This window comes from Sorangium sp. So ce119 (assembly GCF_051524405.1).
Taxonomy (GTDB): domain Bacteria; phylum Myxococcota_A; class Polyangia; order Polyangiales; family Polyangiaceae; genus Sorangium; species Sorangium cellulosum_G.
This window is the reverse complement of record NZ_CP150310.1, coordinates 2,262,970-2,284,976: the sequence shown is the minus strand read 5'-3', so window position 1 is coordinate 2,284,976 and position 22,007 is coordinate 2,262,970. Positions and strand designations below refer to the sequence as shown.

Genomic DNA, 22,007 nt, shown 5'->3' with positions numbered 1-22,007 from the left:
GTTTAGCCCCCTTTCAGCCGAGCGTCCAAGCGTCGCGGACGATCGTGCGTGGGCGGCGCACCGGCGCACGCGCGCCGCGGCCTTGCGTTCTAGGGCGCGAAATTATCGCATGTCGTGCCGAGTCCGTGCGCTCACCGCACGCGAGCAAGGCGCACGTGCTCGTGTCTGTCCGGTTCGATCGGAACAGCGCGGGCAGCGAGCACTTGAACGACGCGGATCGCGAGGGCCTGGCGGACGAGAGCGGCTAGGCGCCGTTGACGAGGAGGACCGTGAGGTAGCCGTAGTCGTTGCTGACCCAGTTCGCGCTGAAGGTCTGGCCGCACATCCCGATGTTGTAGGTGCCCGCGGTGAGGCCGGTGATCACGGCGCTGAGCCCGAAGGACACGCGCGTGCGCGCCGGGACACGACCTCCCGTCATGCCGAGGCCGGCCACGCGCACCTCCTCGAGGACCGGGCCGGACGGCCCTGAGCGGTACCGCTGGTAGCACATGTACAGGTTGAGGTTGTCCGCCGGCAGGGTCTCCGCTCCCAGGTATCGATGGGCGGTCGCGTGGATCGCCTGGCTCGTCGACGAGATCTCGACCGAGGCCGTGGGCCCGAAGAAAGCGACAGGCATCCCGGCCGGCAGCGTGTCGTGCGGGCCGATCCCGTGGACCATCAATGACAGCACGACGCCTTGTGGCCCGGCCGGACCAGCGGGACCGGTCAGACCACGGGGCCCCTGCGCTCCCTGCGGCCCGGTGGGGCCCGCCGGGCCGACCGCGCCGTCGAGCCCAGGAGGTCCCTCCGGACCCATCAGACCTTCCGGCCCCGTCGGGCCGATCGGACCTGCTGGCCCCATCGGGCCGATCGGGCCCTCCGGCCCCCTCGGCCCCACCGGGCCGATCTGGCCCTCGGGTCCCATCGGGCCTTCTGGCCCCCTGGGCCCCGCGGCACCAGCGGGCCCGGTCGGGCCTTCCGGACCCCTCGGTCCGACCGGACCTGCCGGACCCATGGGCCCGGTCGGTCCCACCGGCCCGGCGGGCCCGATGGCTCCCGCTGGCCCTGCCGACCCCTCCGGGCCTTCCGGCCCCCTCGGCCCGACCGGGCCGGTGGCGCCGGCCGGCCCTGTCGGCCCCGCCTGGCCTGGCGCCCCTGCCGGCCCCGTCGCTCCGGTGGGGCCTTCCGGACCGGCCGGCCCCGCTGGCCCCTCCGGCCCCTGAAGCCCCGTCGGCGAGCCGACCCACTGCCCGTTCTCGTCGATCACCAGGGTGCCGTTCACCGCGACCCCGCTCTGGTCGATCAGCACCGTGCTGCCGTTCGAGGTGTTCACCGTGACCGAGCTCGGCGTGATGTCGCCGCTCACGTTGCCGGCGAGGAGCGCATACGGCACGCTCGCGACCGTCGCGCGCGGCTTCAGCTCGACGTCGTCGCCGACGGTGATGCCGAGGTAACGCTCGGCGCCGTCGAAGATCGCGCCCTGGAACGGGACGATCGAGCCGAGGCGCACCGAGAAGAAGCCGTCCTCGAACGTGATCGCATGGGCCTCGCTCCAGAGGGGCGTCGACGCATCGCGATCGTCGTAGAGGGCGAAGACGACCTCGATCGTCTCGTTGATGGGCGCGCCCTCCGCGTCGTAGAGCCGGCCCTGGTGGGTGATGGTCGACGGCACCGCCGCGGCCGCGGTCCCCGCGCCCGCGATCGCGCCCGCCGCCAGGGCGGAAGCCGTCATGTACCGCGCGATCGCCGATGCCCTCATCGCCTGGTCCTCTTCATGGCGAGCTCCCGTTGGCCCCGATGAGCCCGCCCTGCATCCGATATCGGGGTGATGTCGTCGTCTCCTGGTTCTGCGCCGGCTGGCCGAGCGTGAACACCATCCGGTAGCGCGCGCTCTTCGCGACCTCGCCGGCGGTCACCGTCTCGCTCGCCCCGATGGGCGCGCCCCCACCCTGCCCCTCGCCGCCGCTGCCCGAGCCCGCGGCCGCGTCGCGGCCGCCATCGCCGCCGGCCCCATCGCCGCTCGCGATCGGAGGATCCACCATCCCCGGGTCGGCGGCGCAGCTACACGCGGGGGTCGACGCAGCGATCACCACCGCTCCGAGCCAGGCGGAAAAGCGCAATCCGCGGTTCACTGAGTCCTCCGGCCCGACGGCGAGTCGTGCTCAAGATGCATTGGACGAGCGACGGCGATCGGCGTCAAGCGACGACCCCGCCGCCGCGCGGCAGCGGCGCCGCGCCCCGCGGGAGCGGCGCGCTCCGCCGGCCCGGCGGGGGCGCGGTGAGACGGTGGACAGGCGGCGGCGCGCGCGCTATGCGGCCGCGTGAGCCGCGCTGACAAAGAGAAGGAACGAGAGGGAGAGAAGCTCATCGTGCGCAACAAGCGCGCGACCTTCGACTACACGCTCGAGGACCGGTACGAGGCGGGGCTGGTCCTGCTCGGCAGCGAGGTGAAGATGCTCCGCGACGGCGCGGCCGAGCTGACGGACAGCTGGTGCGCCATCGAGAACGGCGAGGTGTTCCTGAAGGGGGTCAACATCCCCGTGATGCCCCAGGCGGCGTTCGGGCACGAGCCGAAGCGCGCGCGCAAGCTGCTGCTCCACGAGAGCGAGATCGAGGCGATCCGCAAGGGCGTGGAGCGCGAGGGCATGACGGTGATCGCGACCCGCCTCTACTTCAAGAACGGCCGCGTGAAGGTGGAGATCGCCCTCGCCAAGGGGAAGAAGACCGTCGACAAGCGCGAGAGCCTGAAGGAGAAGGACGCCGCGCGTGAAGCGCGCGCGGCCATCGAGCGGGCCCGCGGCGGAGGTGGGCGCGGCGCCCCGCCCCGCGCGGCGCGCAGCGAGAACCGCGCCCGCCCGCGGAGGCCGGAATGACGCCGCACCTCACCTGGTCCAAGGGCGGCGAGGCCGAGCTCATCGAGATCGACGGCGACCGTGTGCGGCTCCGCTCGACCGCATCCTCGGCCCCCGGCGCGCGCGTGGAGGGCTCGCTCTCGACCGGGACGGCGATCCGGGTGAAGGTGGCCCGCTGTCGCCTGCTCGCCCCCCACGCGCCGGACGATCCGACACCGGCCGAGCGCGTCTATGAGCTGGAAGGCCGGCTCATCGACGCGACGCGTGACGTCCGCGCCGAGCTCGCACGGCTCGTCGCCGACGAGCGTCCGAGCTGAGCTACTCCGCGGAGCGGCGGATGTTGCGGTGATCCACGGCGACATTTACGCTGGTTTCCATGAAAATTACGTCGCGCCCTCGTGTAATTCTGCGGCGCTGCTCGACGTATGATGTGGCGAAGATCCGCGACATCGTGCGCAGCGGCCTCGAGGAGCTGTCGCTCCGCCCGCACGGCCGGACGCTGATCAAGCCGAACGTCGTCGCCTCCGGCGCGCACTTCCCGCACGCCTATACGCGGCCCGAGTTCATCGAGGGGGTGATCGGCGCGCTCAAGGATCGCGACGACGGACGCGTGACCGAGCTCGCCGTGGGGGAGCGGTGCGGCATCACGCTCCCGACCCGCATGACGTACGAGGGCGGCGGCTACTACCCCATGTTCCGCCGAACCGGGGTCAAGCACTACCACTTCGAGGAAGAGCAGCAGGTCGAGATCCCGCTCACGCACGAGGGCCGGCTGCGCGATTACGTGTTCACGCCGGAGCCCGTCGCGAAGGCCGACTTCTTCGTGAACTGCCCCAAGTTCAAGTCGCACCCCTGGACCACGGTGACCTTCTCGATGAAGAACTACATCGGGATCCAGGACGATCGCCACCGCCTCATCGATCACGATCACCGGCTGAACGAGAAGGTCGCCGACCTCCAGTACATCGTGCAGCCGCAGTTCATCGCGATCGACGCCATCACCGCGGGCGAGGGCCGGATGCTCACGCCGTCGCCGTTCGATCTGGGCCTCATCATCATGGGGAACAACCAGGTCGCGTTCGACGCGGTCTGCTGTCAGATCATCGGCGTCGATCCGCGCAGCGTCGAGCACATCCGCCTGGCCTCGGAGCGCGGGTTCGGTCCGATGGATCTCGGCGAGATCGAGATCACGGGGGACGTGACGCTCGACGAGGCGCAGCAGAAGGCGAAGGGGTTCAAGGTGGGCCTCGTCCGCGTCGAGAAGTACTTCGAGGGCACCAACATCACGGCCTACGCGGGGTCGCCGCCCGAGCCCGAGCGCACCGACTACTGCTGGGGCGGCTGTCCGGGGGCGATCGAGGAGGCGATCGAGATCCTGCGCGAGTACGACAAGGAGTGCGACGCGAAGATGCCGCGGATGCACGTCGTGTTCGGCGCCTACGAGGGGCCCATCGACGCGAAGCCGGGCGAGAAGGTCGTCTTCATCGGCGACTGCGCGACGTACAAGGGCAAGATCGGCGATCAGCTCATCAGCATCGACAGCCTGTACCGCGAGCGGAGCGCGCGGGACCCGTACACCGCGAAGCACGATGACGTCCTCGCGAAGATGGTGAAGGTGACGACCAAGCTCGCGATGGCCCGCAACGAGACCGTCATCCGTCTCGAGGGCTGCCCCGTGAGCGTGGCGGAGCAGGTGCTCACGCTGGTCACGCTGGGCAAGACGAAGAACCCGTACTTCGCCGCCGATCAGGTGCTCGAGTTCAACAAGGCGTACGTCGCCTGGCGCGGGGCCTCGCTCGCGAAGCGGCTCTCCGGCAAGCCCTACCAGGTCCACGGGGCGTGCTCGCGCGGCGCGGCGGCCCCCGAGCTCCCGTCGGAGCCGCCTAGCCCGCCGGCCGCAGAGTGAGCCCGAAGAGGATCTCGAGCTCGTCGCGCACCTTGAACGCCCCGAGCGGCCCCTTGACCTCGCGCACGCCGAGCGCGGCCATCGAGAGCTGACAGCCCCCCGCCACCCCGACGGCACCCTCGCCGCGATCGCTCGCGGAGAGGCGGGTCGCCAGCGCGGCGCTCCCCGAGGCGATCTGGACGCGCACCTCGGCGCGATCCCGCGCGATCCCGGAGGCGCGGACCTCCACGACCTCGGTGCCCCGGAGCACCTCTTCCCGGATGCGCCGCTCGATGTCGCGACGATCTCCGTCCGAGAGCGCGTCCGGGTCGAGGCGGTCGCCGCGCAGGACCCCCGCCACACGGAGCCCGGCCGCGGGGATCGAGAGCTCGGCCGTCCAGGCGTCGCCGTCGAGCCGCGCCCGGCCGCGCAGCTCGGACGCGGCGATCTCGAGGTCGTGCGCCAGGCGCGCGAGCATCCCGACGGCGCGGGTGCGGATCGTCAGGCTGGACGCGGCGGGGTCGAGGTGCAGCTCGTTCAAGGGACGAAGCTCCTTGTCGCCAGGAGGCGGAAGACCGGAGTCAACTGCGAGACCGGAGGCATGCGGGAGACCGGAGAGAGCGCCGTCAGCGGCGCCTGGAGCGACGCGGTCCGTCGGGGACGAGCACGTAGCGGCTCGATGTGGGCTCGGGCTGCCGGAGGAGCTCGGCGCGGAGCAGCGCCTCGGCGAGCCGCGCCTCGATGACCTCGTCGGTGACGCCCGGCTCCAGGGTGACCACCGCGGCCTGGATGTCGCGCGCCAGCGCGTCGAACTCCGCGCTGTCGAAGGCGTAGATGTCGTCGGGGAACAGCAGCGCGAGCGGCTTTCGCTCCACGGCCGTGTTCGTCAGCGCCGCGAGATCGCTCTCGACGATGAGCATGACGCGGGCCCGCAAGCACATCCCCCTGCACCGGGCCGCCAGCTCCTCCGCCGAACCGACGAGCAGGACCGAACGAGGCGTGTTGACCGCCTTGGTGGCCTCGTCGTCGCCGTGAGTCATTCCTCGGAGAGTACGTGAACGCGCCGATGAAGGCATCCCCTTGCGGCATCGCGGAGGAGGTCAGGCGGCCGGTCGCGGCAGAGCTGGGCCGAGCGCCCCGCCGCCCCGGCACGCAGCGCTACTCCCTGCACCGAGCCGCGGCGGCGAGCGCCAGAAGGAGCGCGCTGAGCGCGAGCAGGCCAGCGCTCGCGGAGTGCCCGAGCCCGAGCGGCGAGGGCCCGCCGAGGAGGTTCATCGCGTTGCCCCGCGGCAAGAGCGCGCCCGCCACGCCGGCCGAGCCCCCGAGCAGGAAGTCGGCCACGAGCGGCACGAAGCGGCCGCGGCCGCGCCGCAGAAAGGTGGCGCCGAGCGAGAACCATCCGGCGTAGGCGGCGCCGGTGAGCGCGCCGATCCACCCACTGATGAGCACGTCTCGGACAAATGGCGCGGCGCCGGGACCGTGGGCGAGCGCGACGACGACGACGGCGAGCAACGCACCCACCACCGCGGACGACAGGAGCGCGGCGAGGGCGATGCCCAGCGCGACGTGGTGGGACGAGGCACCGAAGCGAGCCGCCGGCCAGGCGGCCTCGCGCAGCGCGGTCCGATCGGCGGCGTCGGCGGCGAGGGCGAAGATCGTGAGCGGCGTGACGAGGCGGAACGTCGCGAGCAGCGCCCGGTCCACGGCCCCGGAGGAGCCGAACGCGACCTCGATCACCGCGGCCGCGACCGCGAGCGCGACGCCGAGCCCGAGCGCCAGCAGCGGGCGCCGCGCGAAGAGGCGGCTCAGCGCCAGCTCCACGCCGAGCCGGACGGCCAGGAGCGCGGTCGCGCTCCGCTCGGGGCGCCCACCGCCGGGAGCCAGCGGCTGGACTGCAGCGCTCGGAGCGCGCTCACCGAGCATCGTGGGGTCCTGTCTCCTCGACGTGCGCCGCACCGTCGGCCAGCGATGGATCGGCCGCGGGCGGTCCGCCGGAAGCGCCGCCGTCGGGGGGCGATGGCAGCGCGCCGGCGGGCGACGGGCCAGAGGGCGGTGGGGCAGGCGGCGCCGGGCCGGGCGGCGCCGGCGCGCCGAACGCCGCCACGGCGACCGGCTCCTGGGGCGGCGCGCTGGGCGGAAGCGCGGCGCCGGGCGGCGGCGCGGCGTCGCCGACGGGCGCGCCGAACGGCCGGCGCGGGCGCACGGCGGCCAGGTGCAGCGCGGTCGCCGCCCTCACGTCGTGCATCGACGGCGCCGACGACGAGATCGCGGCGAGCGTGACGTCCTCCCGCGCGGCTGCATCCAGGATCGCGAGCGCCGCCGCCTCCCTGTCCGCGGTCCGGATCCGCAGCGTCGACGATGCGCCCGCCGGCCCCTGCTCCCACGATCCGGCGCGCACGGCGGGAGAGGCCGCGAGCGCCGCGACGAGCGCGCGAGCGCCGGGCGCGTCGGGCCCCCGCTCGTGGAGGAGCACGTGGAGCTCGACCTCGGGCCGCGCTGCGCCCGGCGCGGCCGGGATCGGGGCGCCGGCGAGGCGCTCGCCGTCGCCGGGCTCGGTCCGGGCGATGACGCCGCGATCGAGCACGTGGATGCGCTCGGCGAGGGCCCTCGCGTCGACGGTCGAGGACGTGATCAGCACGACACAGGCGCCGCCGTCCGAGAGCGCGCGGAGGCGCTCGCGGACCAGCTCCGGCGACGGCACGGCGACGTCGGCGAACGGCTCGAAGAGGCAGAGCAGCAGCGGCTGCGGCACGCCCAGGGCGAGCGACAGCTCGACGGACCGGGCCTCGGCGAAGCTCAGCGAAGCCGTGCGGCGGGCGAGGAGCGGCGCGACGCCGAGCGGATCGAGCAACGCCGCGGCGCTGCTCGGGGGCGCGCCGCGGGCGCGGAGCGCCACGGACATGGAGGACGCCACCGAGACGCCGTCGGGCAGCTCCGGGGCGACGGAGAGCACGCCGATCCGCGCCCGCGTGGCCGCGCTCCGGAACGGGTCGCGGCCCGCCACGAGGACGCGGCCCGCGAGGGGCGCGGCGCGCCCCGCGAGCAGCTCGGCGAGCGCCAGCGTCCCGTCCTCCGGCGCGCCGAGGACGGCGTGCACGCCCGGGCCGAGCGCCGCCGTCACGCCGAAGAGGCTCCCGCGGGGGCGCCCCGCCTCGCCGGCGCTGTCGCGCGCGCGCACGCCCTCGAGCACCACGATGGGCGCGCCGGGGCTCATCCGACCGGGCCCCCCGCCGAGCGGGCCGCGAACGTGAGGAACGCGCCGAGCGCGCCCGGGATCGACCACCGCGCGTCGCCGGCGAGATCGGCGAGCGCCCAGGGGATGAGGATCAGCGAGAGGAACAGGGCGCGCCCCCGCGGCCCGGCGACGCGGCCGCTCGCCGCGGCGAGGCCGCCGAGCGTCACGCCGGAGACGACGCCGAAGAGGACGAGCGCCGCGCCGAAGGCGAGGTGCTGCAAGGCGAGCAGCGCGGGGCCGGAGAGCAGCGCCGCGAGCACCGAGAGCGCGGCCAGCGGGAGCGCGATGACCCGCGCGACCTCGAGCATCGCGGCGAGGCTGCGCGCGCCGTGGAGCGACGCCCGCGAGATCCCGCGCGCGGCGGCGAGCGCCTCGATGCCGTCGCGGCGGTCGGCCGCGGGCCGATCGTGCGCCGCGGCGAGGGCGATGGGGCCAGCGGCCACCCACGCGAGCCCGCGCGCCGCGGACCCGAGCAGCCCCTCCAGCGACGTCGTCCCGTCGTCCAGCCGGAGCACGAGCGCCATGGCGCCGTACCCCAGCGAGATCAACGCGGCCATGGCGAGGCCGAGCCGCCCACCGCGCGCGCCGCGGAGCCGCGCACAGCCCAGCGCGACCGCGGCGCGCAGCGCCCTCCGGACCGCCGCGCCCCGCCGCCCGAGGTCGTCCGGGCGCCTGCTCGGCGCATCGCGCGGTTCGGGATCGTGCGGGCGGGTCATCGGGGAGGCGTACGGACGGTGCGCAGGCAGCGCGCGAGCTGAGCAGCGACGGGGCGCGCCGCTAGCGCTGCCCTTCCAGGCGCGCGGGCGCAAGGCCAATGTGCCATGGTCGAGCGCGCCCCCGGGATGTGGTTGCCGCCGCGGCCCGGCGCCACCCCCTCTGCGGCCCCGGAGCCCGGCGGCCTCGGCGATCGCCGCGACGCCGGGCGACTAGTCGTACGAGAGCCCGCGGCGGCCCTTGTGCTTGCGCTTGCGCTCCTTGTCGGCGACGCCGATCTTCCCCCACTCGTACGTGACGCGGCGACGGAAGGCGCCCAGCGCGTCGCCGCCATAGAGCAGGAGCTCGCGCGGGGAGTCCGTCTCCCCGAGCGTCGGCTCCCAGAGGTCGGACGGGACGAACGCGAGCAGCATCGGCGCGCTGAAGCGCATCCGGGCGATGATGAGCCCGCACGTCGCTCCGTCGCCCGGGCGCGCGCGCTTCGCGCGCTTGCCGCGCCCGCGCGCCTCCGTCTTCGCGCCGCCCGGGCGCGCGCAGCCGCCGCCGAGCACGAGCTCCTCGTTGCCGCGGGGGTGCCAGGTCCACGTGCGATCCACCTTGAACGCGTCCTCGGCCGGCACGGGCCCGGCTGCGGCGCGCACCTCCTCCGGCGCGAGCAGCGAGAGCTGCGCCGCGACGCGCGCGTCGACGAGCGACTCCAGCCGGAGCGGGCGATCGCGCGTCACCTGGAGCACCACCTCGAAGCTGTTCACCTCCCCGGCGCAGCAGCGCACGCCGACCTCGGGGCGGCGCGTGTCGGGCTTGACGCCGCGCCCGTGGGCGCAGCGCCCCACGAGATCGCCCGTCGGCCCGTTGCCCCCGCGCAGCGTGACGAGCCCCGGCTTGCTGCTGTCCCGCAGCCACTGGCTCGAGGTCCAGGTCCACACGCCGCCGTGGAGATCGTGCACGCCGAACCCGCTCACGCACCCGGCGTTCACCCCGTTGGGCGTCAGCACCCGGCTCTGCCCGGTCGCGCACGCAGAGGCCTTGTACGTGTCGCCGTACTCGTACGTGGTGTTCACCGGCCCCTTGCAGGCCCGCTCGATCTCGAGCTCCGTGCAGAGGCGCTTGCCCTGCGCCTCGCAGAGCGCGCGCGCCTCGTCCTGCGTGACGTTCGTGGTCGGGATCGCGCCGACCTCGTTGGGGTACGAGTAAAGGTCGATGTAGAAGCCGTGCATCACGACCTGCGCGCCCGCCATCTCCTCGTCGGCGATGCGCGGCAGCCGGTCCGGCGGCGTGCCCGCGATGAGCACGCCCTTCGGGATCCACGCCATGCCCGGGCGCGGCTCCGGCTCGTTCAGGCCCACGTCCCAGGGCGGCGCGGCGTCGAGATCGGCGTCCGTGCTCGGCGACGCGCCGCCGCGATCGCAGCCGAGAGAGGCAACGAGGAGCCCTGCGAGCGACACGGCGGCGGCGAAGGCCTTCCCCCTCGGCGCGCGGTCGGAGCGGTGCTCTCCAGGGACCACGAGCTCACTCGGGGTCGCGCTCGCGCAGGTTCAGCTCCTTCATCTTGAGCTGGAGACCCTTGCGCGAGATCTTGAGGAGCCGCGCGGCGTGCGTGACGTTGCCGTGCGTCTGCTTGAGGGCGCGCTCGATGAGATCGCGCTCGAGCTTGCTCATCGCCGCCTTGACCTGCTCCTTGAGCCCGTCGGGCGTCGACGGGGCGAGGGCAGGGTCCGCGATCGCGGCCACGAGCGGCAGCGACGCGCCGGTCGACGAGCTGGGGCCGCTGCGGATCTCCTCCGGCAGATCGTCGAGGCGGATGCGCGAGCCGTCGGCGAAGAGCAGCGCTCGCTCGACGACGTTCTCGAGCTCGCGGATGTTCCCCGGCCACCCGTGCGACGACAGGCGCTCGAGCGCCTCGGGCTCGATGCCCTCGATGCTCTTCTTCAGGCGCGCGTTGAACTTCGCGACGAAGTGGGCGCAGAGGTGGGGGATGTCGCTCCTCCGCTCCCGCAGCGCGGGGAGCGCGATCGGGACGACGTTGAGCCGGTAGAAGAGGTCCTCCCGGAAGGTGCCCGCCGCGATCTCCCGCTTCAGATCGCGGTTCGTGGCGGCGACGAGGCGGACGTCGACGTGGATGGTCTTGATGCCGCCGACCCGCTCGAACTCGCTCTCCTGGAGCACGCGCAGGAGCTTCACCTGCATCTCGGTCGGGATCTCGCCGATCTCGTCGAGGAAGAGCGTCCCGCCGGAGGCGAGCTCGAAGCGCCCCGGCTTGGACGCGACCGCGCCGGTGAAGGCGCCGCGCTCGTAGCCGAAGAGCTCCGACTCCATGAGATCCTTCGGGATGGCCGCGCAGTTGACCTTGATGAACGGCCGGTCGCGCCGGCTGGAGTTCTCGTGCAACGCCCGCGCGACGAGCTCCTTGCCGGTGCCGCTCTCGCCGCTGATGAGCACCGTCGTCGGCGTGTCGGCGACCCGCTCGAGGATCGCGTAGAGCTCCTGGATGGGCGGGCTCTCGCCGATGATGCCGAACCGGTCGGAGCCGCCGCGGGGCTGCGCCGCGGAGACGTCGCGCGTGGCGTCCGCGCTCGCGAGATCGCGGGTGCGGAGGGCCTTCTTCACGACGACGCGGACCTCGTTCTGATCGAACGGCTTCGTGATGTAGTCGAACGCGCCGGTCTTGAGCGCCTCGACGGCGTTGTCGACCGTCCCGTGGGCCGTGAGGAGCACGACCGGCCGCGAGGGGTCGTCGCGGAGCGCGGCGCGGAGCAGATCCATGCCGTCGACCTTGGGCATGCGGAGATCCGTGATCACCAGGTCGATGTGGTGCTCCTTCAGGAACGCGAGGCCTTCCTCGCCGTCCTCGGCGGTGTGGACCTCATAGCCATCCCGGCCGAGCTGGGCGCTGAGGACCCGCCGGAGGTTCGCCTCGTCATCCACGACGAGGATCTGCTTCTTTTCGGGGAGCATCACCGGGCGAGACTAGCAGAACCGGCCGCCTGGCAAGCGCCGTGACCGCCCGTGCAGCCGCGCCAGCGCCCCGAGCGCGCTTCGGCGCGCCGTGACGCCGCGCCAGCGCCCCGAGCGCGCTTCGGCGCGCCGTGACGCCGCGCCGACGTGCTGTACGGCGGCGAGCTTCCCCGGCGGTCGCCCGGCTCGGCCGCTCGGCCCGCCGGGCCGGCAGGGCGACCGCATTGCCTCGAAGTCCGCCCTGATTCCTTTTTCTCGCTGCCGGCGAGACGGATCAGTATGCTGCGCCCACTTCTCGTGGAGGGCGGCTCGGATGCGTGTGCTTCGGACTTGGCTGGTCGGTCTCGGCGCGGGGATGTTCCTCGCTGCGGGGTTGGCCCTAGCAGGAGATCCGGCCATCGAGTACCCCGAGTGCAACAGGACGGCGACGCCGGCCGACCTCGAAGGCGCCAAGGGCGCGCACAAGGCGGCGACGCAGTTCTACGAGCGGGCTGACTACGACCGCGCCATCCAGTACTGGAAGGACGCCTACCAGCTCGACTGCACGGCGCACGGCGTGCTCATCAACATCGCCAACGCCTACGAGAAGAAGGGCGACCGCGCCGAGGCGGTCACCGCGCTCGAGACGTACCTGGCCCGCACGCCGGACGCGAGCGACGCGCAGACGTTCCGGGACAAGATCCAGAACCTCAAGAACTCCATCCGGCCGACGCCGACGCCGACAGCGAGCGAGTCCGCGTCGGCGCCCGTGCCGCCCCCGCCGGTCCCCACCGCCTCGGCGGTCCCGAGCCACCCCGTGGAGGCGCCTCCGCCGCAGCCCCCGCACGGCTACGCGCCGTGGATCGCCACGGGCGCCGGCGTCGTCACGCTGCTCGTCGGCGGCATCCTCACCTCGAGCGGCTTCGCGGACATCAGCGCCGCCGAGGAGAGCTGTCCGACGCGGATCGACTGCGAGCCGGACGTGGCCGACCAGGGCAACCAGGGCCGCACGCAGGCGACCGTCGGCGGCGTGCTCCTCGGGCTGGGCGCAGCGGGCATCGCGGGTGGCCTCATCTGGGAGTTCGGGTTCAACCAGCCCCGGACGCCCTCCGGCCTGCTCGCGCCCGCCGCCAAGCTCCGTGTGACCCCGGTCGCCGGGCCGGGCACGGCTGGCATCGGCGTGTCCGGCCGCTTCTGACGGCAGGCTAGCTGGTGACCCGCTGCCGGCTCGGGCGCGGGAGCAACGTGAGCTGCCCTCCCGGCCTGCCGGGGCGCGCCGGCGCGGGCATGCAAGCAAGCGGGCGCCCGCCGGCGCATCGTTTACTCTTCCATCGTGCGTCTCAGCTCCTCCGCCCGCTTCCTCCTGACACGGTCCTGTCTGAACAGAGTTGCGATCCCCGGCGCGCTCGCGATCGCCGCGACGGCGGTGCTCGCCGACGCCGGCGAGAGCCCTGCCCCGGCGATCGCGCGGGTCGGCCGGCTCCTCGTGCCCGCGGCCCTTGCGGCGCCCAACCCGAGCGCCGCCTCCACGAGGGTGGCGATCCTCGCGACCTACCCGGGGGCAGCCCTGACCACGCTCCACATCGCCTCCCTCGGCGGGGCCAAGGCCGGGCCCGCGCTCGCCACGCTCCGGCACCTGAGCGACGCGGTCGTCCGCGCCCGCGTCGTGCCGCGGACGCCGATCGTCCTCGCGACCGCCGACACGAGCCCGTCCCGCGATCGCTCGTTCAACGCGAGCCTCTTCCGGATCGAGCCGCACGCGGCGCCCGTCGCGCTCTGCGACGGCGTGGTGCACGCGAGCCGCCCGCTGGTCACCGCCGGCGGGCGCGTCTTCGTCTCGCGCGGCGTCGCCGGACCGGAGCCGCCGCCCGACGGCGACCTCGCGCGGCTGCGGGTCGACGCGCTGACGATCGACGAGGTCGATCTCGCCACCGGCGCGACCCGCGCCGTGCACAGGCACACGGGCTACCTCGCCTTCCTCGCCGGGGCGTGGGACGACGAGCTCGTCGTCTATCGCGTCGCGCCGCGGTCGGCCGACATCGTCCTCGTGAATCCCGACACCGGCGCGACGCGCGTGATCGCCCCGTCGATCCCGCCGTTTGCACGCGATTTTTCCATCGACGCGGCGGCGGGCGCGCTCGTGTACCAGGGGCGGCACGAGGTCGACCCGGGCACGTGGGTCATCGAGCGGCTCGATCTGAAGACCGGCAAGCGCACCCGGATCGAGACGAGCGCGAGCAACGGCCTCGCCCCGCACGCCTGGCCGGGCGGCGGGCTCGCGTACACGCCGGATCGCAGGACCGGGCTCGTCCTGGTCGGCGCCCGCGCCGCGCTCCGCGGCCCGCTCGGCGCTGGCGTCGACGCCGTGCAGGCCGTCTCGCCGGACGCAGCGTGGGTGGCCGCGCTGCACACGAACCCGTCCGCGTTCCCCGTGCCGTTCGCGATCCACGCGGAGAGCGGCGAGGTCGCCGCGATCCCCGCGCCATCCGGCGCGCGCATCGCCGTCGCCGGCTTCACCACCGCGAAGGAGGAGCCGCGATGAGCCGCTGCCTCCTGAGCGCCGCGACGATCTCCGCGGCCGTGCTGCTCGCGCCGGCCGCCCGCGCGGCGTACTGCCCCTGCTACACCGCGTCGAGCGCCTACAACGATCGCGGCTGCGCGATCGACGCGGTGCCGGGGACCAACCCCTCGATCGCGGAGTGGAACGCCATCTTCGATCGCGTCTCGCGGGGCCCCGCGGTCTGGGGGGAGGCCGGCCCCGCGCCCTTCGATCTTCGCCAGGGCTGCGACGTGCCCGAGGCGCCGCGCGAGGTCCCAGCCACCTTCCCCTGCGAGCTGCTGAAGGCGATCGGCATGCAGGAGTCGGGATGGCAGCAGTTCTGCGCGCCGGACCGACCGATGGACCTGGCAGGGGTGAGCTCGCGGACGATCATCTCGTTCGATTGCGGCTACGGCGCCTCGCAGATCACGAGCGGCATGCGCAACGGCGACAGCCCGGATTTCGATCCGCGCCGCGTGGCCGCCGATCCGGCCTACAACGCGGCCACCGGCGCGCACATCCTGGCCATGAAGTGGAAGGCCACACGCTGCGTCGGCGACCGGCAGCCGTCGGTCATCGAGCACTGGTACAGCGCCCTGTGGGCCTACAACGGCCTGTCGTACGTCAACAACCCGAACAACCCGAACCACGACGCGGGCCGCGGCGTCTACGATCCGGCGATCGGCGGCGCCGCTCCGTACCAGGAGCGGGTGCTCGGCCGGATGGAGCACACCGGGGAGCGCTGGGAGCGGACCGAGGTCGCCTACCCGGCCCTGGGCGAGATCGGCGGCGACAGGAGCCCGAGCGCGCTCCCGGATCCGCGCTGCGCTTCGCCGACGGACTGCACGCGCACGCGGCCGCTCCATGTCACGCGCTGCGCTGACGAGGGCGGCGAGACGGGCGGCGGCGGCGCAGGCGGAGCCGGCGGTGCAGGTGGAAGCGGCGGTGAGGGCGGTGCTGGCGGTGCTGGCGGAACCGGCGGCGAGGGCGGAGCTGGCGGAACGAACGGCGACGCGGGAAGCGGGGCCGTCACCGCGGGGCAAGGGGGCGCCGGGGCCAACCCGGGTCACGAAGGCAACGACGACGAGACCACCTCGACGACGGTGGGCGTCTACGGCCGTTGCACCTGCGACGCGCCCGGGAGCGGCGCCGCGGCCGGCGCGGCGTCCTGGCTGGCGCTCGGCGCCGGCGCGCTCGCCGCGGCGTGGCGGCGGAGGCTTCCGGGGCGTCGCCGCGCCGACTAACCTCGCCGACCATGCCACCCCCGCCCGGATCCGAGCGCATCGCCGCGTGGGCTGCCCGGCGAGGCCTTGCGTTCACGCCGCGCCCCGACGAGGCCTGGTTCCGCCGCTGGGAGCCGTACGACACGATCGCGCCGCCCTCCGCTTACCTCTCCGCGTGCACGTGGACGGCGAACCCCGGGCACGCGGTGATCGTCGAGCCCTGGTACGCGGACGGCGAGGCCGAGCCGATCGAGCGGTCGCTGCTCGGCTTCGCGACGCACCCGGCGCTCCCGCGCCGCGCCGCGATGCGCGTGGGCGAGCACTTCCTCACGCGGGTCGCGTTCATCGAGAGCCCTCCCCCGCCCAGGGTCGCGCTCGGAGACGCGCTCTGGGACGCGCACGTGACGACCTTCGCCGCCTCCCCGAGCGACGCCGCCGCGGCCTTCCATCCGCGCCTGCGCAAGCTCCTCGCCCGCCGCGGCTTCCAGGGCCACCTCGAGCTGCGGCGCGGCGGGCTCGTGGTCCACTGCGCCGGCCTGCGGCCCGTCCCGGAGCACTACGAGAGGCTGCTCGGCGTGCTGCGCGAGATCGTCAACGCGGCGATCACGTGAGCGCGTGATCACCTGAACCGGCGCGAACCGGCGCGAACCGGCGTGAACCGACGCGACCACGCACGCTGACGTGACATGACGCGGCGCAACGCGCGGCGCGACGGCCGCCCCCGCCGGCCTGCCCTGTCGACGCGTCCGCCGCGCCGTTCTAGGCTCCCCGACCATGGCCAAGGTTCTGGTCGTCGAGGATGAGCCGGCGATCGCCGAGTCCATCGCCTACTTCCTGCGGCGCGACGGGTTCGCGGCCACCGTCGCCACCACGCTCGCGACCGCGGAGCGGGAGATCGACAAGGCGGACCTCATCATCCTCGACCTGATGCTCCCCGACGGCAGCGGCTTCGACCTCATCGGCCAGGTGCGGCGGAGCGCGGCGCGCGCCGCGATCATCGTCCTGTCGAGCCGCGACAGCGAGGCCGACCGCGTCGCCGCGCTCGAGACCGGCGCCGACGATTACGTCACCAAGCCGTTCTCGCCCCGGGAGATCGTGGCGCGCGTGCGGGCCGTCCTGCGCCGCGCCGCGCGGCCCGCGCTGACCAGCGACGCCCCCGCGCCGCTGCCGCTCGCGGTCGACGAGGCCACGCGGCGCGCGCACGTCAACGGCCAGAAGGTCGATCTCACCCGCGTCGAGTTCGATCTCCTCGCCTGCATGCTCGCCGCGCCGGGCCGGGTCTTCACGCGCGCGCAGCTCATCGACCGGGTCTGGGGCGACGGGTTCGCGATCACCGACCGGACCATCGACTCGCACGTGAAGGGGCTCCGGAAGAAGGTCGTCGAGGCCGGCGGCGACGCCGACCTCATCGAGACGGTGCGCGGCGTCGGCTACCGCGTCACGGACCGGCCGGGCCCCAGGGAAGGCGGAGACTGACCCATGCTGCGCCTCGTCGTCACCGCGGCGGCGGCGGTCTCGATCATCCTGCTCGTCGCGCTGTTCGCCTCGCGGCTCGTCCGCGCCCGGACGGCCGGCATGAGCATCCGGATGCAGATCTTCATCGCGCTCGGCGGCATCGTCGGCGCGTTCGCGTTCGGGCTCGGGCTGCTCGTCATCGATCGCATCGAGGCGCGCGCGACGCTGCTCGCCGAGGGCAGCGCGCGCGACGAGGCCGCCGCGTTCGCCGCCGTCGCCGCGATGGAGATGGAGGTCCGCGGCGTCGACCTCGCGGCCGTGCGCGCGCTCGACGGCGAGGCAGAGAGCCCCGCCGCGCAGAGCATCGCCCTGCTCGACCCGGAGGGCCGCGTGCTCCGGGCGCGCGGCGCCTCGCCGGGCGAGCCCGGGACGGTCTTCGTGACCGCGCCCATCGAGGTCCGCGGCCGGCGCGTCGGGAGCGTGCAGGTCGTCAAGCCGACCATCGTGGTGCAGCGCATGGTCGCCGACTTCGCCCCGCCGATCCTCGTGATCAGCACGGTGCTCGGCGCCGCGGCGGCGCTCTCGTCGTTCCTGATCGGCCGCACCATCGCGACGCCCATCGAGGCGCTCACCGAGTTCGCGGTGCGCGTGAGCGAGGGGGAGGTCCGCGCGGCGCCGCCGCCGGCCCAGGGCCGCGAGGTCCAGCGGCTGACGCGCGCGATCGACTCGATGCGCCGCCAGCTCGAGGGCCGCCCCTTCGTCGAGACGTTCGCCGCGGATCTCTCGCACGAGCTCAAGAACCCGGTCGCCGCGATCCGCGCCAGCGCCGAGGTGCTCGCCGAGGGGGCGCTCGACGACCCCGAGGAGGCGGCCCGCTTCGTCGCGCGCATCCGCGAGGCGATCACGCGCATCGAGGCGCTCCTCGGCGAGCTCCTGTCTCTCGCGCGCCTCGAGGCGCGCGGCGTGGAGCAGGCCGCGGTGGTCGACCTCGTCGCGATCGCGCAGAGCGCCGCGGCGCGGGCGCGCGAGCGCGGCAGCCGCGTCGAGCTCGACGCGCCGGGCTCGGCGGCCGTGCGCGGCGACGAGCAGTGGCTGTCGCGCGCGCTCGACAACCTGCTCGACAACGCGCGCACGCACGGCGACGTGGCCGCCCCGATCCGGATCGCGCTGTCCCGCGTGGGCGGACAGGTCGCGATCTCGATCCGTAACCGCGGCGAGATCGGGCGGCACGTCGCGGGCCGCCTGTTTCGCCGGTTCGTGACGACCCGCGCCGACCGGGGCGGCACCGGCCTCGGCCTCGCGATCGTCAAAGCGATCGCCGAGGCCCACAGCGGCTCGGCCGAGTGCACCCACCGCGGACCGCCCGAGGTCGAGTTCAAGATCTCGCTGCCGGGAGCCTGATCCGGCCACCTGAGCTCCCCCGCCTTCCCGCACCTCCCCGCGCTCATCCTGGTTTCCGGACGGTTTCCTCCATTTGACACCGCGCACGATCGGTGGTTGCGAAGGCGCGGCTGACGGTCGGGCGAGGCGATCTGCGTCGCGCGCGGCGCGTCGCGCGCGGCGCGTCACGCGTCGATTCCCTTGAGCTCTCCCGCGCCATCCTCCACAGAACCTCCACAATCGCATCACCGTCGTCCCCCCCACCGCGCCCATCCTCGGCGCACAGTGCGTCGTCCCCACCCAGGAAAGCCCATGACGTCCAGCACTCTCCCGAAGCACGTCGCGATCATCCTCGATGGCAATGGCCGCTGGGCAGCGGCTCGGGGCCTGCCCCGCATGCAGGGGCACCAGCACGGCGCGCAGGCCGTGCGCCTCTCGGTGCGCGCCTGCCGCGATCGGGGCATCCCGTACCTCACGCTCTACGCGTTCAGCGTCGCGAACTGGTCGCGGCCGAAGGACGAGATCGACGCGCTGATGCGCATCTGCCAGGAGTTCGCCGAGGGGGAGCACGACGAGCTGATCCGGCGCGGCATCGCGGTGCAGGTGGTCGGCGATCTCGAGGAGATCCCGACCCCGACGCGGCGCGCGATGGAGAAGCTCGTCGAGGACACCGCGGGGGGCACCGAGATGACCCTGGCGCTCGCGCTCAGCTACGGCGGCCGCCGCGACATGGCGAACGCGATGCGCGCGCTCGCCGTCCGCGCGCGGGCCGGGCTGGTCATCCCGGAGGAGATCAACGAGCACTCGCTGCGGAACTTCCTGACCACCAGCGCGATGCCGGATCCGGATCTCATCATCCGCACCGGCGGCGAGAAGCGCCTCAGCGACTTCCTGCTCTTCGAGGCCGCGTACGCGGAGCTGTTCTTCACGGACACGCTCTGGCCCGACTTCACCGAGGCGACCTTCGACGAGGCGGTCGCGACCTACAGCCGGCGACAGCGGCGGTACGGCCGGACCGGCGAGCAGGTCCGGCGCCTCGCGGCGTCGACCTGAACGGAGACGGCGGTGCCGCGGCGCTCTCGCGCGCGCCCCACGCCCGCGGCCCTCGTCACGCGTGCGCCACGCCGCGCGCGTGACGCTCGATTCCGGGGCCGCGATGCAGTACGAGAGATGCGCTTGTCGTCCCAAGCGCCCGTAGCTCAGCTGGATAGAGCAGCGGCCTTCTAAGCCGCGGGTCGCAGGTTCGAATCCTGCCGGGCGTGCCGAAACGTCCTCGGAGCGTCGCTTGACGGTGCCGCCTGCCGCGGACCACCATGTCCCTGGCGCATGAACAACAAGGTCGTGCTCGTGCTGGGCGGTCTGGTGCTGGGCGCGGCCTGTGCGCTCGCGACAGGGCGGGTGCGCGCGCAGGGGATCGCCCCGCCCGCGCCGAGCGCGCCGGCGCCCCGGTGGGAGCAGGACTGCGAGCAGACGCACGGCATCGAGGAGGCGCGCGCTGTCGCGAAGGCTCGAGGCGAGGGCGGCTGGGAGCTCGTGGCGCTCGACGCCGGCGTGATGTGCTTCAAGCGGCTGGCCCCGGCGCCGCCGAAGCCGGCCGAGCCCTGGCCGGGCTACTGACGGCGGGCGGATCGACGCCCGCGCGCGCTGCGCCTCCGCCCCTCCGCGCTCGGATCGCGCGCGCACGGGCGCGGGCGCTTCCCCATACCGCCTGCGCGCGCGCCGGTGTAAGCGGATCGGCATGAGCGGAGAGCCCCTGTCGGAGCGAGAGTTCGACGCCGTGGCCGATCGGTCGTTGCGCGCGCTGGATCGAGCGATCAACGAGATCCCCGACGGCGTGGAGGCCGATCTGCAGAGCGGCATCCTCACGCTGGAGTTCGAGGACGGCAGCAAGTACGTCGTCAACAGCCACCGCGCGGCGCGGCAGATCTGGATGGCCGCCGAGCGCGCGGCGTGGCACTTCGACTACCAGCCCTCCGAGGGCCGCTGGGTGGCGCAGCGGACCGGCGAGGAGCTCTGGAACACGGTCGATGCCGTGCTGTCCCGGAAGCTCGGCCGCGCCGTGAAGCTCGAGCGCTGAGCCGCTGCGGTCAGAGGGCGACGCGCATGCCGAGCCCTCCGAGCAGGCCCGTCACGGAGGCGCCGACCCTGAGGTCGAAGGCGACGCGATCCCACGGGCGGAGCGCGAGGCCGATCTCGGGCAGCAAGAGCCACGGGTAGACGACCGGCTTCAGGCCCTGCGGCCTGCCGCTGGGGCGGGTGAACCAGCTCGGCTCGACGTAGCCGGGGTAGTGGTCCGCGTCGTAGTCGAGCTGGTTGCAGTACCGGAAGCTCCCCGCCGGGTCGTTCGGCCCGCGGCACTTCTTGTAGCGGTACGGGTCCCCCGGCACGAAGGAGCTCGGGTCGCCGGGGACGGCGTCGGCCGGGTAAGCCTGCGTCCGGTAGAGGTCGCCAAGGAACGTCCAGCCCACGCCGATGCCCGCGCCGAGGCGGAAGGCGAACACCTCTTCACGATCGAGCGGGATGTTCCAGACCAGGCGGGCGCCCGCCTGGAGCGCCTGGAGATCGCTCTCGACGATCTCGTAATCGGTGTCGGGGTGTCCCTTCGGCTTGAAGGGCGTCTCTGGCATCTGGAAGCGCGCGTACGCGACCGAAAAGACGAGGTCGAACCGCCCCCCGAGCCTCGTGGAGAGCGCGATCTCTCCGCCGGGAACGAGGACGTTCCGCCCCCCTTCCCCGAGGAGCTGGAACGCGATCTGGGGGATGAAGAAGCCCTGGAAGCCGGCGCCGAGCCACACGTCGCGCTGCCTGCGCCGCGGAGGGGGCGTCGGCTCGGGCATCTCCACGGGGCGCTCCGCCACCTCGCCCGCGCCTGCCTTGCCCTCGGCCGCTTGCTCCGGCGGCTTCGTCGCCACCGGCTTCGGCGCCGGCTTCTTCTCCGGCGGCTTCGTCGCCACCGGCTTCGGCGCCGGCTTCTTCTCCGGCGGCTTCGTCGCCACCGGCTTCGGCGGCGGCTTCTTCTCCGGCGGCTTCGTCGCCACCGGCTTCGGCGGCGGCTTCTTCTCCGGCGGCTTCGTCGCGGCCGGCTTCGGCTTCAGACGCAGCTTGATCTCGCGCCGCTGCTTCTCCTTCAGCGTGATCTTCTGCGAGCTCTCCTCGTGGCCCTCGGCCCTGGCGACGACGACCAGCTGCACGCCCGGATCGAACCGTTGCGGCGTCGATGGATCGCCGATCGCCTCCCCGTTGATCTCGACCACGAGCCCCTCGTAGGGCTCGACCGGCTTCACCACGAGCGTCGGGATACGCGCGTCGATCTGAGCCGCCTTCTTCTTTGCAGATGTGATGGCGGCGACATCTCGCGCGCTGTACCCGGGCTCCTTCTTCTCGCTTGCGACGGTGTGGTAGATCTCGCTCGCCTTCAGCAGCTCGCCTTGCTTCGCGTAACAGTCGGCGAGCGGGACCGCAGAGCTCGGGCGATGCCGCTGGCTCTCGGCGGATTCGAGGAGCGGGATCGCCCTCTTGCAGAAGCCGCCCTTGGCCGCATTGATGCCCTGGTTCGCCTCCTTGTCGCCCGGCGCGGCGAGCGCCGAATGAGCGAAAAGCACGGCCAGGAGGCCCACGAGAGAAGCGATCGGAAGACGCAAGAGGCGCTCAGTCTACCACCTCGCCCGCTCGACGCGCGGGCCGGACGTGACGCGGACGCGGATGTCGCGAACGGCACGCCCTGACGAGGAGCGCGGAGCGCTGCCCACATTGGCTCCTGGCTTACCCGACAGCCACCTCGACGGAGCGAGCCGGTCCTGGACGGCCCGCC

22 protein-coding genes and 1 tRNA gene are annotated in these 22,007 nt (G+C 73.7%); 13 read left to right on the top strand and 10 right to left on the bottom strand.

Features of this window, described 5'->3' with window-relative positions; translation table 11 throughout:
• Window positions 1–244 precede the first annotated feature (244 nt).
• Together WME76_RS08945 and WME76_RS08940 are read right to left on the bottom strand one after the other, a co-directional pair.
• Window positions 245–1,738 (bottom strand): collagen-like protein, encoded by a 1,494-nt coding sequence (locus tag WME76_RS08945; protein ID WP_437959742.1) that lies wholly within the window; start codon window positions 1,736–1,738, stop codon window positions 245–247.
• 13 nt (window positions 1,739–1,751) lie between these two features.
• The gene (locus tag WME76_RS08940; protein ID WP_437959741.1) at window positions 1,752–2,069 is read right to left on the bottom strand and encodes a hypothetical protein; all 318 of its coding nucleotides are present in this window, start codon (window positions 2,067–2,069) and stop codon (window positions 1,752–1,754) included.
• A 231-nt stretch (window positions 2,070–2,300) separates the two neighbouring features.
• Here WME76_RS08940 and smpB point away from each other — a divergent pair, with 231 nt between their 5' ends.
• The 3 genes from smpB (at window position 2,301) to WME76_RS08925 (ending at window position 4,737) form a co-directional block, all read left to right on the top strand.
• Window positions 2,301–2,852 (top strand): SsrA-binding protein SmpB, encoded by a 552-nt coding sequence (gene smpB / locus WME76_RS08935; protein WP_433935731.1) that lies wholly within the window; start codon window positions 2,301–2,303, stop codon window positions 2,850–2,852.
• Window positions 2,849–3,148: a hypothetical protein gene (locus WME76_RS08930; protein ID WP_437959740.1), complete on the top strand. Its 300-nt coding sequence runs from the start codon at window positions 2,849–2,851 to the stop codon at window positions 3,146–3,148. Before smpB ends, WME76_RS08930 begins: the two co-directional genes overlap by 4 nt.
• A 113-nt stretch (window positions 3,149–3,261) precedes the next feature.
• The gene (locus tag WME76_RS08925) at window positions 3,262–4,737 is read left to right on the top strand and encodes a DUF362 domain-containing protein (protein ID WP_437959739.1); all 1,476 of its coding nucleotides are present in this window, start codon (window positions 3,262–3,264) and stop codon (window positions 4,735–4,737) included.
• On the opposite strand, the gene WME76_RS08920 is transcribed toward WME76_RS08925, so the two are convergent.
• The 7 genes from WME76_RS08920 to WME76_RS08890 all read right to left on the bottom strand — a co-directional run bounded on the left by WME76_RS08920 (window position 4,715) and on the right by WME76_RS08890 (window position 11,620).
• On the bottom strand, window positions 4,715–5,257 hold the full coding sequence (locus WME76_RS08920; RefSeq protein WP_437959738.1) for a hypothetical protein: 543 nt from the start codon (window positions 5,255–5,257) through the stop codon (window positions 4,715–4,717). The genes WME76_RS08925 and WME76_RS08920 overlap by 23 nt on opposite strands.
• A gap of 85 nt (window positions 5,258–5,342) precedes the next feature.
• The gene (locus WME76_RS08915; protein ID WP_437959737.1) at window positions 5,343–5,756 is read right to left on the bottom strand and encodes a hypothetical protein; all 414 of its coding nucleotides are present in this window, start codon (window positions 5,754–5,756) and stop codon (window positions 5,343–5,345) included.
• A 118-nt stretch (window positions 5,757–5,874) separates the two neighbouring features.
• Window positions 5,875–6,639 (bottom strand): hypothetical protein, encoded by a 765-nt coding sequence (locus tag WME76_RS08910; protein ID WP_437959736.1) that lies wholly within the window; start codon window positions 6,637–6,639, stop codon window positions 5,875–5,877.
• Window positions 6,629–7,930 (bottom strand): ABC transporter ATP-binding protein, encoded by a 1,302-nt coding sequence (locus tag WME76_RS08905; protein ID WP_437959735.1) that lies wholly within the window; start codon window positions 7,928–7,930, stop codon window positions 6,629–6,631. The genes WME76_RS08910 and WME76_RS08905 overlap by 11 nt, the downstream gene beginning before the upstream one ends.
• The gene (locus WME76_RS08900) at window positions 7,927–8,667 is read right to left on the bottom strand and encodes a hypothetical protein (RefSeq protein WP_437959734.1); all 741 of its coding nucleotides are present in this window, start codon (window positions 8,665–8,667) and stop codon (window positions 7,927–7,929) included. The genes WME76_RS08905 and WME76_RS08900 overlap by 4 nt, the downstream gene beginning before the upstream one ends.
• Window positions 8,668–8,877: 210 nt before the next feature.
• Complete coding sequence (locus tag WME76_RS08895) at window positions 8,878–10,110, bottom strand: formylglycine-generating enzyme family protein (RefSeq protein WP_437959733.1); 1,233 nt, start codon at window positions 10,108–10,110, stop codon at window positions 8,878–8,880.
• A 64-nt stretch (window positions 10,111–10,174) separates the two neighbouring features.
• Window positions 10,175–11,620: a sigma-54-dependent transcriptional regulator gene (locus WME76_RS08890; RefSeq protein WP_437962093.1), complete on the bottom strand. Its 1,446-nt coding sequence runs from the start codon at window positions 11,618–11,620 to the stop codon at window positions 10,175–10,177.
• A 373-nt stretch (window positions 11,621–11,993) separates the two neighbouring features.
• Here WME76_RS08890 and WME76_RS08885 point away from each other — a divergent pair, with 373 nt between their 5' ends.
• The 10 genes from WME76_RS08885 (at window position 11,994) to cyaY (ending at window position 20,273) form a co-directional block, all read left to right on the top strand.
• Window positions 11,994–12,797, top strand: a complete 804-nt coding sequence (locus WME76_RS08885; protein WP_437959732.1) for a tetratricopeptide repeat protein — start codon at window positions 11,994–11,996, stop codon at window positions 12,795–12,797.
• Window positions 12,798–12,932: 135 nt separating this feature from the next.
• Window positions 12,933–14,141: a hypothetical protein gene (locus WME76_RS08880; protein ID WP_437959731.1), complete on the top strand. Its 1,209-nt coding sequence runs from the start codon at window positions 12,933–12,935 to the stop codon at window positions 14,139–14,141.
• A complete protein-coding gene (locus tag WME76_RS08875) occupies window positions 14,138–15,382 on the top strand; it encodes a hypothetical protein (RefSeq protein WP_437959730.1) in 1,245 nt (414 codons plus the stop codon). Before WME76_RS08880 ends, WME76_RS08875 begins: the two co-directional genes overlap by 4 nt.
• An 11-nt stretch (window positions 15,383–15,393) precedes the next feature.
• Window positions 15,394–15,972 carry a hypothetical protein gene (locus WME76_RS08870; RefSeq protein WP_437959729.1) on the top strand — a complete coding sequence of 193 codons (579 nt, stop codon included), beginning with the start codon at window positions 15,394–15,396 and terminating at the stop codon, window positions 15,970–15,972.
• Window positions 15,973–16,135: 163 nt separating this feature from the next.
• Window positions 16,136–16,837 (top strand): winged helix-turn-helix domain-containing protein, encoded by a 702-nt coding sequence (locus tag WME76_RS08865; protein ID WP_433935718.1) that lies wholly within the window; start codon window positions 16,136–16,138, stop codon window positions 16,835–16,837.
• A 3-nt stretch (window positions 16,838–16,840) separates the two neighbouring features.
• Window positions 16,841–18,217 (top strand): histidine kinase dimerization/phospho-acceptor domain-containing protein, encoded by a 1,377-nt coding sequence (locus tag WME76_RS08860; protein ID WP_437959728.1) that lies wholly within the window; start codon window positions 16,841–16,843, stop codon window positions 18,215–18,217.
• A 291-nt stretch (window positions 18,218–18,508) separates the two neighbouring features.
• Window positions 18,509–19,249, top strand: coding sequence for a polyprenyl diphosphate synthase (gene uppS, locus WME76_RS08855; RefSeq protein WP_437959727.1), 741 nt, complete (start codon window positions 18,509–18,511; stop codon window positions 19,247–19,249).
• 135 nt (window positions 19,250–19,384) lie between these two features.
• Window positions 19,385–19,458 (top strand) — tRNA-Arg (locus WME76_RS08850).
• Between the two features lie 64 nt (window positions 19,459–19,522).
• Window positions 19,523–19,813: a hypothetical protein gene (locus tag WME76_RS08845; RefSeq protein ID WP_437959726.1), complete on the top strand. Its 291-nt coding sequence runs from the start codon at window positions 19,523–19,525 to the stop codon at window positions 19,811–19,813.
• 121 nt (window positions 19,814–19,934) lie between these two features.
• Window positions 19,935–20,273: an iron donor protein CyaY gene (gene cyaY, locus WME76_RS08840; protein ID WP_061617110.1), complete on the top strand. Its 339-nt coding sequence runs from the start codon at window positions 19,935–19,937 to the stop codon at window positions 20,271–20,273.
• Between the two features lie 10 nt (window positions 20,274–20,283).
• On the opposite strand, the gene WME76_RS08835 is transcribed toward cyaY, so the two are convergent.
• Entirely contained in the window at window positions 20,284–21,798 is a 1,515-nt protein-coding gene (locus tag WME76_RS08835; protein WP_437959725.1) for a hypothetical protein, read from the bottom strand.
• Window positions 21,799–22,007 lie beyond the last annotated feature (209 nt).